Annotated in this window: 11 protein-coding genes; 6 read left to right on the plus strand and 5 right to left on the minus strand. The window is 62.4% G+C overall.

From position 1 onward, the window contains the following. The 5 genes from PLH32_00005 to PLH32_00025 all read right to left on the minus strand — a co-directional run. On the minus strand, positions 1-1490 hold a 1490-nt coding region (locus tag PLH32_00005; protein ID HQJ62969.1), incomplete at its 3' end, for an AMP-binding protein. Between the two features lie 134 nt (positions 1491-1624). Continuing rightward, positions 1625-3256 carry a FlgD immunoglobulin-like domain containing protein gene (locus tag PLH32_00010; GenBank protein ID HQJ62970.1) on the minus strand — a complete coding sequence of 544 codons (1632 nt, stop codon included), beginning with the start codon at positions 3254-3256 and terminating at the stop codon, positions 1625-1627. After that, positions 3256-5391: a TonB-dependent receptor gene (locus PLH32_00015; GenBank protein HQJ62971.1), complete on the minus strand. Its 2136-nt coding sequence runs from the start codon at positions 5389-5391 to the stop codon at positions 3256-3258. Before PLH32_00015 ends, PLH32_00010 begins: the two co-directional genes overlap by 1 nt. Continuing rightward, positions 5388-5855: a hypothetical protein gene (locus tag PLH32_00020; protein HQJ62972.1), complete on the minus strand. Its 468-nt coding sequence runs from the start codon at positions 5853-5855 to the stop codon at positions 5388-5390. Before PLH32_00020 ends, PLH32_00015 begins: the two co-directional genes overlap by 4 nt. Before the next feature lie 144 nt (positions 5856-5999). Continuing rightward, the gene (locus tag PLH32_00025) at positions 6000-6836 is read right to left on the minus strand and encodes a 3'-5' exonuclease (GenBank protein ID HQJ62973.1); all 837 of its coding nucleotides are present in this window, start codon (positions 6834-6836) and stop codon (positions 6000-6002) included. A gap of 211 nt (positions 6837-7047) precedes the next feature. Between PLH32_00025 and PLH32_00030 the strand changes: the two genes are divergently transcribed. From PLH32_00030 to PLH32_00055, 6 genes are all read left to right on the plus strand, one after another. Continuing rightward, a complete protein-coding gene (locus PLH32_00030; GenBank protein ID HQJ62974.1) occupies positions 7048-7512 on the plus strand; it encodes a hypothetical protein in 465 nt (154 codons plus the stop codon). A gap of 17 nt (positions 7513-7529) precedes the next feature. Further along, positions 7530-10412, plus strand: a complete 2883-nt coding sequence (gene gcvP, locus PLH32_00035; GenBank protein ID HQJ62975.1) for an aminomethyl-transferring glycine dehydrogenase — start codon at positions 7530-7532, stop codon at positions 10410-10412. Between the two features lie 61 nt (positions 10413-10473). Then, entirely contained in the window at positions 10474-11088 is a 615-nt protein-coding gene (locus PLH32_00040; protein ID HQJ62976.1) for a 2-oxoacid:acceptor oxidoreductase family protein, read from the plus strand. Then, on the plus strand, positions 11085-12848 hold the full coding sequence (locus PLH32_00045; GenBank protein HQJ62977.1) for an FAD-dependent oxidoreductase: 1764 nt from the start codon (positions 11085-11087) through the stop codon (positions 12846-12848). The genes PLH32_00040 and PLH32_00045 overlap by 4 nt, the downstream gene beginning before the upstream one ends. Continuing rightward, complete coding sequence (porA, locus tag PLH32_00050) at positions 12845-14011, plus strand: pyruvate ferredoxin oxidoreductase (protein ID HQJ62978.1); 1167 nt, start codon at positions 12845-12847, stop codon at positions 14009-14011. The genes PLH32_00045 and porA overlap by 4 nt, the downstream gene beginning before the upstream one ends. Next, positions 14008-14895, plus strand: a complete 888-nt coding sequence (locus tag PLH32_00055) for a thiamine pyrophosphate-dependent enzyme (GenBank protein HQJ62979.1) — start codon at positions 14008-14010, stop codon at positions 14893-14895. The genes porA and PLH32_00055 overlap by 4 nt, the downstream gene beginning before the upstream one ends. Positions 14896-14915 lie beyond the last annotated feature (20 nt).

Consider the following 14915-nt stretch of genomic DNA (forward strand, 5'->3'; position numbering starts at 1 on the left):
TAGTTAAGATAGACACGCGCGCAGATCTGGCCGCCCTGATCGAAGACCAGGCTCTCGAGCACATCGGCGTGCTCGTTGATCGCCTCTTCAATCTCCTCGGGGTAGATGTTTTCACCGCTCGGCCCAAGGATCATGTTCTTGACCCGGCCCTTGATGTAAAGGTAGCCGTTTTCGTCAAAGACCCCGAGATCGCCGGTCCGGAACCAGCCCTCTTCGGAGAGGACCGAACTGGTGCGCTCCGGATCGCGGTAATACCCCTTCATCACCATAGGGCCGCGCACGAGAATCTCGCCCTCGCCGCTCTCCGGATGGGGATTATCGATCCGGATTTCGACTCCCGGAAGCGGTTTGCCGGTCGAGCGCAGGACCGTGCTGCGCGAATCGGTGCCGGCAATCAGGGGGGAGGTCTCGGTCAGGCCGTAGCCGATGGCATAGGGGAATTTGGCCTCGCGCAGGAACAGTTCGACATCCGCTGCCAGCAGGGCCCCCCCGATGCAGAAATCGTGCAGTTCGCCGCCGAAAAAGCGCAGCAGCTTTTTGCCCGCCGCCCGGTTGATGGTACGACGAATGAAGGGCGTTTTATAGAGCCGGCGCGTCAGTTTTTTTTGCGTGAGCTGAGGCAAAACCTTGGTCTTGTAGATCTTTTCGATCACCAGGGGCACCGAGCACATGATGGTCGGCTTGATCTTTTCGAGGGCGGGCATCAGGGCGCGCGCGGTGGGCGGCTTGTCCAGATAGTAGACCGAAGCCCCGGCATAGAGCACCAGGATGAAACCGAGCGTACACTCGTAGGCATGCGAGAGCGGCAGGATCGAGACGAGGCGGTCGGTTTCATCCAGGCGGATGATCTGCTTGGTGGCCATGGCGTCGCTGACAAGGTTTTTATGGGTGAGCATGACTCCCTTGGAGTTGCCGGTTGTGCCGGAGGTATAGATGATCGAGGCAAGATCCTGCTCGCCGACCTGATGGGCGCGGCCGGCCAGGCGCAAGGCGGCCTCCTTGAGACGATCCAGACCGATACTGCCCTGGGTGATGAAATCCTTAAGACGGTCCTTCTCGGTGGCCAGGGGTACAATTGTAAAATCATCGATGAGAAAGATGGTGCGCAGGGAGGAGTCGAACTCATCCTCGACCTTGCTGTAGAGTTTTTCCGAGACGAAGATGGCCTTGGAGCCCGAATGGCGGATGATATGCTGCACCTCGGCAGTGGTGAAATCGGGTAGGATCGGCACAACCACCGCCCCCATGGTCGTAACGGCCAGATAGGCGATGCCCCACTGCGGCTTGTTTTCGCTGAGGATGGCCACCCGGTCGCCCGCCAGGATACCCTGTTCGTGCAACTGAGCCGACAGCAGTTGGACTTTCTCCTGCAGCATGGCATAGGTGAGGACCGGGCCATCCACCATGCCCAGGGAAGGGCGCTGCGGCCAGGTTTCAGCCGAGTGCTTGAGGAGGGCTTCAAGGGTCATGGGCACAGAATCTGAGGCCATAGATCATCTTCCTGATTAATGAAAAATACACTGTTCACTGCAATATAGCCATAGCGGGCGAAAAAGACAAACGAAATGAATGTGCTTCATCCTGCCGACTGTTCCCGGACACCTTTGCCTGTGCCGGGCGCGGCTCAGCGCAGCACCTGAAGGGTCCGCGTCGCCGATCTCCCGTTCGCCCGCACTTGCAGATAATAGCAGCCCGGCGCCGCGACAAAGCCGCTCTCATCGCGAAGATCCCAGGTCACCACGGTGCTGCGGTCTCCCGCCGTCGTGGACCAGCGGCGTACAAGCTGGCCGAGGGCGTTATAGATCCGCACCTCGACCTGACCCACCCTCTGCGGCGCCGTCATTCGCCATTGCACACCCCCCGCCGTCCACGTGACCGGATTGGGCCAGGCGGGACTAAGCGCAAATCCCTGCGGCTGCTGTCCCTCGACAACCACACCCAGCGGCGGTGCAATCTGCTCGATGATACTCACCCCGGGTGGCTGTTTGACCCAGATAAAGAGCGAGTCGGCAAAGAGGGCGTCGCGGCTGCGCTCGGGGAGCATATACATGCTGAATCCCATGGTGATCTTGCTGGTCGCAATCGATGAGGTCCCTGTAGCCTGAGCCCACAAGCCCATATCGCCATAGGATTTCATGTCGCCGCTCTCCGGGGTGTCGTCGTTGGTCCCCCCGGCCTGGCTGTCGCGGTAATAAAGTTTGGTCGAGCCGCCCTTGATTGCCGGCATCTCGAGAATCAGCAAGAGAGTTCCCTGCTGGCCGCTGGCCATGGCCCAATGCAACCCGGTCTGGGTCTTCAGGGTGGCATCGATGGCATCGGCGGCGCCATCGATGGCCACTCCGCTGCGGTTGATCTCGGAGTAAAACTTCATCCCGGCCGCCGCCGGTGCCAGATCAAGAGACTGGCGCAGGGTCTTGACTCCAGCTAGAACCGTAATGCTTTCACTTTGAAGCTGGGCATCCGTGACGCCCAGGGTCATCGATGCTGGGTAATAGGTGAGTTGGTAATCGATACCGATATTCTCGAAACCAAGCTGTGGAATGGCGAGCTTGGAACGCTGATCGCGCATCAATCGGATCGGCGCCGGCCAGGGGCTGCACTCCCCCTTGTTCAGGGTGTCCTCGGTGGCCGCGTAATTGCCTAAACCGGGGATGAGGGTGGCCTTGCCGGCAAAGCGCAGCTTGAGCCGGTCGATCAGGTCGAGTTTGGGATTGGCGGCCAGCGCGACATAATCGATCCAGCCATCGCGATTATGGCCGAGTTTGTAGAACGGTGTGACGATCGTGTCGGCGGCGGTCCCGGTGGGGGCGTCGATGTGGTTGTGGTAGCCCGCAGGCGCCGGCTGGCTGCTTTTGTAGAGATAGATCCAGCCCTTCCGCGCCGGATCGAGCTGGTCGTAAAACTCGAACTCGAGACGCGTGGCGGAACGCCCGGTGGGATCGTCGTACCATTTCGCTACCGCCTGATCGCCGAGGTCCTGGGGCATAAAAACCAGTTCGTCATCCGTGTCAATGAGGCCGCCGCTCCAGGGATGATGATATTTGCCGTTGATCACCTGGTCGGTCTGAAAGGGCACCGCCTGCCAGCGGCCTTGGGCATATTTGAAAGCGCGCCACTCCGTCGAGTTGAAACTGGCCAGGGGCAACACCGCTCCCTTGATGATGATCGGCACATAACGGCGCTGCAGGGTACGAGTCTGTGCCGCAAGCAAGGCGGCCTGCACCAGCAACACCAGGATAACACACAGTCTTCTCATCAGATCTCTCCAGTGACCGCAATCATGTAATTGCGGATCTCCCCGAGAACCCGCTCGGAGACGGTATAATTGTAGTTGAGAGCATTGCGTACGACGAACTGAAAATCCCAGTTGCGCACGCGGCAGCCGGTGCGCAGGTCCCAGATCTTAGCCGGCACCCGCTCATCAAGAGGATAAACCGCCACTTTTTCGATCCGGCCGATGTAGCGGTAATCGGCCCCGGCGCTGAAGCGGCCCAGCTGCAGCGAGGGCGAAAAGGCGGCGATAAAACGCGGCCGGTAGAGCAACGGTCCGCCGGATTGCTTGTCGCGCGGATCCATCCAGGTGGCGGAGGCCTGCAGGCTGATCCGGTCCCGCCAGAAACGGGTGCGCATCTCGGTCTCGATGCCCTGGATGTAGGCGACCGGATAATTGACGAATTGCGCCGCCAGCTGCGAAGCGAGCAGGGTCGGCTCGATCAGATTGACGTAGCGGTTGAAAAAGTAGGTCGCTTCCAGATAGACGCGCTCATCGAGTGTCTGACGCACGCCGGCATCGAAGAGGATCGAACGCTCGGGCTGGAGATCGGGATTGGGGATGGCTTTGAAATCCTTCGAGCCGGCGGTGATGAAGCGTTCGACAACCGTGGCGGCGCGAAAGCCGCGGCCAAAGGAGCCGTGCAGGATGGTGCCGAGGGCGGGCTGCCAGCTGAAGCCGATCCTGGGGCTTATCTGATATTCGAGCGAATCGCCGACGAGCTGATAGGTGTCCCAACGCAGCCCGGCGTTGAGATGGAGCAGATTCGAGACCTTCCAGATCTCCTGGATGTAGGGCGAAATGGCATTGGCATTGCGCTTGCCGTAATAGGCGGACTCGACGGTGTCGAACTTGTAGTCCAGTCCCATCGAGAGGCTGTGGTCGGGGGAAGGCTGCCAGGTCAACTGTCCCTCGCCACTGGCCCCGATCGCCGGCGTAAAGGCACTGGTGATATTGAAAGGGACGCCCACCAACTGCTGATTGAAAGAGAGACGGAACTTGCCGGAGAGCTGCGGCGAAAAGACCTGGCTGTAAACCAGATAGCCGACATAGCCGCTCATGCTGTAGCGGTCGCCGCGGTCGGTCGCGGGGACGTTGAGGGCGCGGTTCTGCTCGAGCCACTGCAAAAAGATATCCCGCTGCTCGTGACTGTAGGTGGAAAAGAGGGTGAGCGAAGCATTGCTGGGGAGCTGCCAGACCGCCTTTCCGGTCAGATACCAGCGCTCGAAATGACCGTTCTCGCGGTCGCCGGTGGAGGCGTGACGGGAGAGGGCCAAGCGCACCCCGACGGGACCATAACTTTTCGAGACGCTGAGATCGCTGCGGTGATAGTAAAGCGATTGGTCGGTCCACTTCCACTCCGGCACTGAGGGTTCATCGAAGAGGCCCGAGGCCTGGCGGACCGAGAGGGATATTTCTCGGGTGGGCTGCTTGGTGATCATGTTGACCACACCGCTGATGGCGCCCGAGCCATAGAGGGATGATGCAGCCCCCTTGAGCACTTCCATGCGCTCAATCTCCGTTACCGGGACGATATTCCAGTTGGCTTCGCCAAGATCGCTGGTCAGGATCGGTACCTCATCGAGCAGCACCAGCAGTCGGCTGCCGCCGAGTCGGTTATAGCCCGAACCGCCGCGGATGGTGATGTAATCGCCGACCATGGTGACGCCGGGGACCAGCTGCAAGGCCTCGGCGGCCCCCATCAGATTGCGCCGCCGCATCGCCATGCGGTCCATGACGCTGATGCTCGCCGCAGCTGAGGCCAGGGTTTCAGGCTGGCGCGATCCGGTGACCACCACCTGGTGCATCGGGATAACCGTCGGCTTGAGGCGCAGCACGATCTCCCGGCTCTCCGCCCCGGAGAGGATGACCTCCACGGCGGCCGGCTCGTAACCGATGTAGGTGGCACGCAGTGAGTGCGGGCCCGCCGGCACCTTGAGGATGCGGAACTGGCCGCGGTTGTCCGAAACGGCGCCCAACACCGAGCCGGTGATCTGGATATTGGCCCCGGGAAGAGGCTGGCCGGTCGAGGCGTCGAGGATCCGGCCGCTGAGGCCTCCCTCTTCGGCGGCGTACAAGATCGCAGCACCAAGGAGGAAAAGGGTCAGAAATTTTTTCATCGCCCGCCTCCCGGGACCGATGCCCAGTCGCAGTAGATATCGATACCAGCGGCGACGGGATGCGCCTTGCTCAGCGTTACCGGCCGGATGTCATAGAGGTTGCTGTCGGGATTGGAGCCGTAAAAGCCGAGGATTTTCGCGTAATCCCACTCCTTGCCCTTCTCGCGGTAGATGGCCCCGACCAGGACATAGCGGGCCAGCGGCGCGGGAAGCCTGTAGGAAGGCGTCAGCTGGCTCAGGTTGATCGAGGTGTTGGTGAAAACCAGATCGCCGAGGCTCTGCGGTGGAAAGTTGACGACCGCCACCACGCGGACGGCGTCGACGCGTGCGGGCTTTTTCTCGGGGTGGAGAAAGATCACCCGTCCCGAGATCCCGGACTCGATCAGGCCGAGGCCGTGATCGATTTCACAGGCGGTACAGAACCAAAGCAGAGCCAGGCCCGTCAGCAGCCATTTCTTGTTCATGCAATTCTCCACTCCTCTCGCCCCCACCTCGAACGCTCACTTCCACCTCGAATTCTCGTTACCACCCTGAAATCGGGCGGGCACGAGAGGTGGAACCTCCCACCAAACGGTGCTCCCGCTGTCCGCTCCAGCGGGAGCGAAATGCTATTTTTCACGGCGCGGATAGTCACCCTCAAGGACCGCCAGCAGCATGGTCCGGGTCTCCTCCGCCAGTTCGAGTTTCTCCAGCATCCACTGCAGATAATCGGGATAATTTTCATGAATCCAGCGCAGCGAATTGCCGCGGTGCTTGCCGAAACCGATCACCGCCTCATTGTTCTTCCAGTAAAACTTGCGGTCCGAAGTGACCCAGCGGGTGTCGTCGGAAGCTGTACTGTAGGCCCCGAGTTTGGCGACGTCGCGGGGCAGGTCGGGATAGCGCTCCAGCTGCCCCTCGAGCACCTCGAGGGTGGCGCGCACATCGGCCAGCGCGTCATGGGCCCCCTTGAGCTCGCGGCGGCAGTAGAACCGGTAAGCCGCGCTGAGATCGCGCGGCTCGCGCTTGTGAAAAATCACCTGGGCATCGACGACACATCGCCCGGCCATATCGAGAGGGAAGCCGGCCCGCTCCATCTCCGCCTGGAGAAAGGGGAGATCGAACCGCGCAGCATTGAAGCCGGCGAGATCACTCTCGTGAAGAAGGCCACCGATGCGCGGCGCAAAATATTTGAAGGGCGGCTTGTCCGCCACGACGGAATCGGTGATCCCGTGAACCCGGCTCGCCTCGGGCGGAATCGGGATCCCGGGATGGACCAGTTCTTTCCATTCCGTCAGCGTCTTGTCGGGATCAACGCGGATGAAGGCAAACTGAACGATCCGGTCCTGCTGGACATCCAGACCGGTGGTCTCAAGGTCAAAAAAGACCAGGGGCCGGCTCAGCGGCAGGTGGAGCAGGGGCGTGTCCGGCTCATCAAATAGAAAAGACTGCTGTTCATTGGCCATGTGGAGCGCTTTCGGCTGGGTCCGTCAGGTGATCAAAAGTGCAGCGATGCCCGCGCAGGGGCACCGGATAATATAGTTTAAAATTATGTAAAAGATAGAATAAAATCAAACAATTCTTCTCAGCCACATCGAGATGAAAAAAACATGGTTTTTTGAGAAATTTTAACTAACTTGTCCTGAAAAAAATGTCTGACTAACCAATAGTAACATCATGAAACGCACCTTCTCTTCCCTTGCCGCGGCGGTTTTGCTGTGCACGGGCATGGCTTTGGCGCGCCCCTCCGGCAACAGCGGATTTGGCGTCGGTTTTATCATCGGCGCCCCCACCGGTCTGAGCATCAAAAACTGGCTCGGCCCACATCAGGCCTTCGATGCCGCCGCAGCCTGGACGACCTCCGGGGATGAACACTCCCTTTATCTCCACGCCGACATGCTCATCCAGCGCCCCAACGCCATTCATCTTGATCCGGTCTGGCTGGACTGGCACTATGGGCTCGGCTTCGCCATGAACTTCAAGGACGACACCGAAACCCGGCTGCGCATCCCCATCGGCCTCGATTATGGTCTTACCTCCATCCCCCTGGAATTTTTCGCCGAACTTGTCCCTGCCGTCCTGCTCACCCCCGATACGGGATTCGATATCGATGGCGGCCTCGGCGTGCGCATCTTTTTCTAACCTTTCGAGAGGACTGCATGAAGAACGCCCTGCCCCTGACTGACGCCTTTTCAAACCGTCATATCGGCCCCCATCCCGCCGAACGTGACGAAATGCTCGAGGTCATTGGCGTCCCTTCGCTCGACGCCCTGATCGATCAGACCATCCCCGCCAACATCCGCCTGAAAAAGCCCTTTGACACCCAAGAGCCGCTCAGCGAGTACCAGCTCCTCCAGTCGCTTGGCAAAATCGCCGCAAAGAACCGCGTCTTCCGCTCCTGCATCGGCCTCGGGTTTTACGACACCATCACCCCGCCGGTCATTCAGCGCAACATTTTCGAGAATCCCGGCTGGTATACGCAATATACGCCCTACCAGGCCGAGATCTCACAAGGGCGCCTCGAGGCCCTGCTCATCTTCCAGAACATGATCAGCGATCTCACCGCCATGGAGATCGCCAACGCCTCGCTGCTCGATGAGCCCACCGCCGCCGCCGAGGCGATGACCATGCTCTTTCGCGTCAACAGTAAAAAGACCCGCGACCCACAAAACAACGTCTTTCTGGTCTCGGACCAATGCCTGCCACAGACCATCGACGTGCTGCGCAGCCGCTCGGCACCCCAGGGCATCGAGCTGCGCATCGCCGACCTCCACAGCGCGGTGATCGACGAGCGCGTCTTCGGCATCCTGATCCAGTACCCCGATGTCAACGGCTGCGCTGAAGCGTGGACCGAATATATTGAAAAAGTACACGCTGCCGGCACCCTCGTCGCCGTGGCCGCGGATTTGCTGGCGTTGGTTATGCTCACCCCCCCGGGCGAGATGGGAGCCGACATTGTCCTCGGCTCGGCGCAGCGATTCGGCGTGCCCATGGGATTCGGCGGCCCGCATGCCGCCTTTTTCGCCACTCGCAATGAGTATGCCCGCCAGATGCCGGGCCGCATCATCGGCGTCTCCGTCGATCGGCACGGCCACCGCGCCTACCGCATGACCCTGCAAACCCGCGAGCAGCACATCCGCCGCGAAAAGGCGACTTCCAACATCTGTACTGCCCAGGCCCTGCTCGCTATCATGGCCGGGATGTATGGTGTCTGGCACGGCCCCGATGGGCTCAAGGCCATCGCCGGGCGGGTCCATCTCCTCACCCGTGTCCTGGCGGCCCATCTCAAGGCGTTGGGCTACAAGATCGTTCATGAGGTTTTTTTCGACACCCTGCTGGTGGATGCCGGCGGCGCAGCGGAGCAGATTCATGCCCTGGCTCGCGATAAGGGCATCAATTTCCGCCCGGCTGGCGGCCGGATCGGCATCGCCCTCGACGAGACCCTCCAGCAGGCCGATATCGAGGAGATCACCGCCCTCTTCGCCGCCGCCCGCGGCCTGCAGGCCCCTGCGATCGACTGGCCCGGCGAGGCGGCCACCCGCGCCGCGGTCCTCCCCCCCTCTCTGACGCGCACCTCGGCTTTCCTCAGCCATCCGGTCTTCAACGGCTATCATTCCGAGCACAAAATGGTGCGTTTCCTCAAGCGTCTCGAGAAAAAAGATCTCTCCCTGACCACCTCAATGATCCCCCTCGGTTCCTGCACCATGAAGCTCAATGGCACCGCCGAAATGCTGCCGCTGACCTGGCCCGGCTTCAGCAAGCTCCATCCTTTCGCACCGGCAGACCAGACGGAAGGATATCAGGAGATCATCAAGGAACTCGAGCACGACCTCTGCAAGATCACCGGATTCGCCGCCGCCTCCTTCGAGCCCAATTCCGGAGCCCAGGGTGAATTCACCGGCCTGATGGTCATCCGCGCCTGGCATCACGACCGCGGCGAGGCCCACCGCAATGTCACCCTCATCCCCTCTTCGGCGCACGGCACCAATCCCGCCAGCGCGGTGATGGCGGGCACCAAAGTGGTGGTCGTCGCCTGCGATGAGCGCGGCAACATCGACCTCGCCGACCTCAAGGCCAAGGCGGAACTGCACCAGGAGAACCTCTCGGCCCTCATGGTCACCTATCCCTCCACCCACGGGGTATTCGAAGAACAGATCGTCGAGATCTGCAAGATCATCCATGCGCATGGCGGCCAGGTTTATATGGACGGGGCCAACATGAATGCCCAGGTGGGATTGACCAATCCGGCGGCGATCGGCGCCGATGTGTGTCACCTCAACCTCCACAAGACCTTCGCCATCCCGCACGGCGGTGGCGGACCGGGCATGGGGCCGATCTGCGTCGCCGGGCATCTTGTCCCCTACCTGCCGGGGCACCCCTTGGTCAAAACCGGGGGCAGCAAGGCCATCCCGGCGGTCAGCGCCACGCCCTACGGCAGCGCCAGCATCCTGCTGATCTCCTGGGCCTACATCAAGCTGATGGGCAGCGCCGGCCTGACGGAGGCGACCCGATACGCCATCCTCAACGCCAACTATATCGCCGCCCGACTCGGCAAAGAATACAAGGTGCTCTACACCGGCGAGCGCGGCCGGGTCGCCCACGAGATGATCTTCGACCTCTCCGAATTCAAGGCCAGCGGCATCGAAGCGAGCGACATCGCCAAACGGCTGATGGATTATAATTTCCACGCCCCGACCGTCGCCTTCCCAGTCCATAACTCAATCATGGTCGAGCCGACCGAGAGTGAGGACAAGGCCGAGCTCGACCGCTTCTGCGATGCCCTCAGCGCCATCCGCCGCGAGATCCAGGCGGTGGTGGACGGAACAGCGGATCCGGCCGATAACGTGCTTAAAAACGCACCGCATACGGCCGCCGAAGTCAGCGCCGACCACTGGAGCCATCCCTATACCCGGGAGCAGGCGGCCTGGCCGGTCGACTGGCTGCGCACGGACAAGTTCTGGCCAGCTGTGGGCCGCATCGACGACACCTATGGCGACCGCAACCTCTTCTGCGTCTGTCCGCCGCTGGAGGCGTATCAATAACCGGTTTCGCCTGACAACCCGGCTCCATATTCAGTGATTTGCAGAAAAGAGCCCCTACCTTATGAAGGAGTTACGCTTTCATGGTCGCGGCGGGCAGGGTACCGTGCTCGCCTCGATCGCACTCGCCAAAGCCTTTTTTCAGGCGGGCTATTGGGTGCAGACCTTTCCGGTCTTCGGCTCCGAGCGCCGCGGCGCCCCGGTCGAGGCTTATCTGCGCCTCGATACCGCCCAGATCTACCTGCGCAGCAACATCTATGCGCCGGATCATGTAGTCGTTCAGGATGCCGGCTTGCTGACTTTCCTGGATGTGACCAGGGGCCTCAAGCCCGGCGGCTGGATCCTGCTCAACACCCCGGCGCTTCCGGCGGATCTGCGGCCTTTCGAGGGCTTTTGCCTTGCCTGTATCGACGCCTCCGCCATCGCCCGAGCCCACGGCCTCGGCTCGAAAACCCAACCCATCACCAATACCGCCATGATGGGAGCCTTCTCGCGTTTATTCTCCAATCCGCCCCTTGATACCGTGCTGCAAGCCATCGAAAGGGAGGTGCCCGTCAAGATTGAAGAAAATATCGCCGCCGCCCGCGCCGCCTTCGACGCGGCGACGCTGCATGGACAGGTGCATGGGACCGGCTTCTTGCCCATGGCGGGTCCCCGTTTCCGGAAGGCGGTTTCATGACGCCACAACCTGAAACGACGCTCCCCGTCCCGTTCTTCCTGCCGATCGCCGAGGCCTCGACCGCTGCCAACCGCACCGGATCATGGAGCACCCACCAGCCGCATTACCAGAACAAGACCGCTCCGTGCACCTCGCGTTGCCCCTGCGGTGAGGAGATCCCGCGCATCGAGATGCTGACTGCGCGCGGAGAATATGCCCGGGCCTGGCGCACGATTCTGCTGGAAAATCCCTTCCCCGGCAGCTGCGGCCGCGTCTGCTTCCACCCCTGCGAGGACTCCTGTAACCGCGGCGAGTTCGATACCCCGATCGCCATCAATGCCCTCGAGCGCTTCCTCGACGATCAGGCCAAAGCGACGGGTGCCGCTATCGACTTGACCCCCGGCGCGCCAACCGGCCGGCGCATCGCCATCGCAGGCGCCGGTCCCGCCGGGCTCGCCGCGGCCTGGTTCCTCGCCCTCCTCGGTCACTCCTGCGAAGTCTTTGAAGCAGCTCCCGAACCCGGCGGACTGCTGCGCTACGGCATCCCCGCCTACCGTCTGCCCGCGGCGGTCCTGGCCCGCGAAATCGGGCGCATTGAATCACTCGGTGTGCACATTCATTGCTCTGCCCCGGTCGATAGAGCCTTCGTGGAGGCGTCCCGGTCTCACTTCGACGCCCTTTTCGTCGGCTGCGGCAACGGCCACTCCCTAACCCTCGATATCCCCGGCGGCGAGCTCGCCCATGACGGTCTAGCCTTTCTCCGCGATTGCCGCACCCAGGCTGTCGCAGCGGAGCGCGCTGCTGCTGCGCATACTGCCCTGCCCGCAGCGATCATCGGCGGCGGCAACAGCGCCATCGACATCGCCCGCACCCTGCTGCGGCTCGGCCGGCCTGCGGCCATCATCTACCGCCGCCGCCGTAAGGACATGCCCGCCTTCAGCCAGGAGGTCGTCCGCGCCCTGCAGGAGGGCGTGCAACTGATCGAGCTCAGCGCCCCGCTCGCGCTGCGCCCCGCCGCGGATCATTTCGAATTGACCGTGCAGCGCATGCGTCCCGGCGAACCGGGCGCGGACGGGCGTATGCGCGTCGTCGCGGTGCCTGGCGAGACCGCAACCCTCGCCGTCGCTGCGGTCTACACCGCCATCGGCGCTACGGCAGCGCCGCCCTGGGTCGCGCTGATCCAGGATGAAACAGCCCTCCACTTCAGCCACAGCCGGCTCCTGCCGGCATCGGCCGCGGGGTTGCCGGTGATCCTGGGCGGGGATCTGGTCAACCGCGAGCAGAGCGTCGCCGACGCCATCGCCTCCGGCAAGGAAGCGGCGATTGCCCTCGACTTGCTCCTCAGGAAGGGGATCGAGACCGTCGCTCCGGGGATCGCGCGCTGCCGCGTCGGCGAGGGAGAGGCCCTCTCCATGGAAATCCATCAAGGCGGCGGCCGTGCGAACCACTCGCGCCGGGTCGTCCGCTACCCGGATCTGGTCCCGGACTATTTCTCGCCGGCGCCGGCCGAACATGGCCGCACTCTGGCTCCGGCAGCCGCCACCGCCTCCTTCGAAGAGGTCGAGGCCGCTCTCGAGGAAGAACGAGCGCTGCAGCAGGCGGAGCGCTGCTTCAGCTGCGGCTTGTGCAACGACTGCGATATCTGCCGTACCTTCTGCCCGGAAGTGGCGATCGATTGCGCATCCGCCCGCCGGATCCAATCCGAATACTGCAAGGGTTGCGGCATCTGCCTTACCGAATGCCCGCGCTGCGCGATGGTCATGGAGGAGGCGCAATCATGAGAGTGGTTCTTGAAGGAAGCCAAGCGGCTGCGGAGGCAGTCCGGCTGGCACGGGTCCAGGTGGTCTCGGCCTACCCGATCACCCCGCAAACCCATATCGTCGAAGAGCTCGCCAAATTCTGCGCAGAGGGTTCCCTCGACGGCCGCTTCATCTGCGTCGAGAGCGAGCACTCTGCCATGGCTTCGGTGATCGGAGCCGCCGCCGGCGGGGTGCGCACCTTCACCGCCAGTTCCTCGCATGGACTTGCCCTGATGCACGAAATGCTCCATTGGGCGGCCGGAGCGCGCCTCCCCATCGTCATGGCCGAGGTCAATCGCGCCCTCGGCCCGGGCTGGAACCTCTGGATGGACCAAACTGACAGCCTGGCGCAGCGCGACACCGGCTGGATACAGTTCTACTGCGCCGACGGCCAGGAGGTCCTCGATACCACCCTGCAAGCTTACCGCCTCGCCGAGGCGGTCAACCTGCCAGTGATGGTCGCCCTCGATGCCTTTTTCCTCTCGCATACCTACGAACCCGTCGACCTCCCCTCCCAGGAGGCGGTGGATCGTTTTCTTCCCCCCTTCACGCCCAAATTCCGCATGGACACAGCAGCGCCGATGAGCCTGCACGGTGTCGCGCCGATCGGTGTCTATATGGAGATGCGGCGCAGCATGCAGCTGGCCATGGAATCGGTGCCGCGCGTGCTCGCCGGAATCGAGGAGGAGTATGCCGGACAGTTCGGCCGCCGATGGGGCACAGTGGTGCCCTACCGTTGCGAGGATGCGGAGATCATCCTGGTGACCAGCGGCACCGCCGCCGGTACCGCCCGGGTGGCCGTCGACCAGCTGCGCGAAGCGGGCGAAAAAGCAGGTCTGCTGCGAATCCGGATGTTCCGGCCGTTCCCGGTCCGGGAGGTACGCGCGCAGCTCGCCGGCGCCCGCAAGGTGGCGGTGCTCGACCGCAACTGCTCCTTCGGCGCGGGCGGCATCTTCGCCTCCGAGCTCCGGAGCGCTCTGTACGGTGCCACAACGGTTCCGGTCTGGAGCTACATCACCGGACTCGGCGGCCGCGACGTCACCGTGGAAACCCTGATCAGGTTGTATACGCAAACGCGCGACGCGGAACGGCCCAAAGCCGGGAGCATCTGGCTGGAGTTGAAAGAGGAGCTTTTGCAGAAATGAGTCTGGACCAGAAGGAAGAATATCTCAATCCGGGACATGTAGGATGCCCTGGCTGCGGCGCGACCATCGCCATGAAGCTGGCCCTGCGCGCCCTGGGCGATAAGACCATGGTCGTCATTCCCGCCTCATGCTGGGCGATCATCGCCAGCAATTACCCCCAGTCGGCCCTCAAGGTGCCGGTTCTCAACACTGCCTTTGCCACGACCGGCGCGGCGTGCAGCGGCCTCCGCGCCGCCCTCGACCTCCGTGGCGACCGTGAAACCACCATCCTCGGCTGGGCCGGTGACGGCGGCACCTTCGATATCGGCTTTCAGGCCCTCAGCGCCGCCGCAGAGCGCGCCGAGGATTTCATTTATATCTGCTACGACAACGAAGCCTACATGAACACCGGCGTGCAGCGCAGTTCCTCGACCCCCTGGGGCGCCAGCACCATGACCACGCCGGGCAAGGAATGGAAACGCACCCCTAAAAAGAATATGGTCGAGATCCTGGCAGCCCATCGCATTCCCTACGTCGCGACCGCCAGCATCGCCTTCCCCGAAGATTTTGCCCGGAAATTGCTCAAGGCCCGATCGATCCGCAGCGGCCTGCGCTTCATCCATCTCTTCTCCTCGTGCCCAACCGGATGGGGCTATGCCCCGAGCGATACCATCAAGGTGGCGCGCATGGCAGTCCACGCCCGCGCCTTTCCGCTCTATGAAGTGGAAGCCGGCGAGCGCTGGATTCTCAACAGCCGCGACGGCGGCTTGCCGGTGCGCGACTACTTGCGGATGCAGGGCCGCTTCCGCCAGCTCGAAGAGGGCGACATTGCCTACATTCAGGCTTTTATCGACCGGGAATGGCAGCGCCTCAACCGGCGGGCGGAGCAATCCCCGGCCGGATAGTCTTGCTCCGACCGGCTCAG

It is taken from the genome of bacterium, assembly GCA_035419245.1.
GTDB lineage: Bacteria > Zhuqueibacterota > Zhuqueibacteria > Residuimicrobiales > Residuimicrobiaceae > JAKPUX01.

Coding starts and splice junctions, on each gene's coding strand:
- PLH32_00040 (HQJ62976.1), top strand. CDS start 10,474: ATGAAGGAGTTACGCTTTCATGGTCGCGGCGGGCAGGGTACCGTGCTC.
- PLH32_00010 (HQJ62970.1), bottom strand. CDS start 3,256: ATGAGAAGACTGTGTGTTATCCTGGTGTTGCTGGTGCAGGCCGCCTTG.
- gcvP (HQJ62975.1), top strand. CDS start 7,530: ATGAAGAACGCCCTGCCCCTGACTGACGCCTTTTCAAACCGTCATATC.
- PLH32_00055 (HQJ62979.1), top strand. CDS start 14,008: ATGAGTCTGGACCAGAAGGAAGAATATCTCAATCCGGGACATGTAGGA.
- PLH32_00015 (HQJ62971.1), bottom strand. CDS start 5,391: ATGAAAAAATTTCTGACCCTTTTCCTCCTTGGTGCTGCGATCTTGTAC.
- PLH32_00045 (HQJ62977.1), top strand. CDS start 11,085: ATGACGCCACAACCTGAAACGACGCTCCCCGTCCCGTTCTTCCTGCCG.
- porA (HQJ62978.1), top strand. CDS start 12,845: ATGAGAGTGGTTCTTGAAGGAAGCCAAGCGGCTGCGGAGGCAGTCCGG.
- PLH32_00020 (HQJ62972.1), bottom strand. CDS start 5,855: ATGAACAAGAAATGGCTGCTGACGGGCCTGGCTCTGCTTTGGTTCTGT.
- PLH32_00025 (HQJ62973.1), bottom strand. CDS start 6,836: ATGGCCAATGAACAGCAGTCTTTTCTATTTGATGAGCCGGACACGCCC.
- PLH32_00030 (HQJ62974.1), top strand. CDS start 7,048: ATGAAACGCACCTTCTCTTCCCTTGCCGCGGCGGTTTTGCTGTGCACG.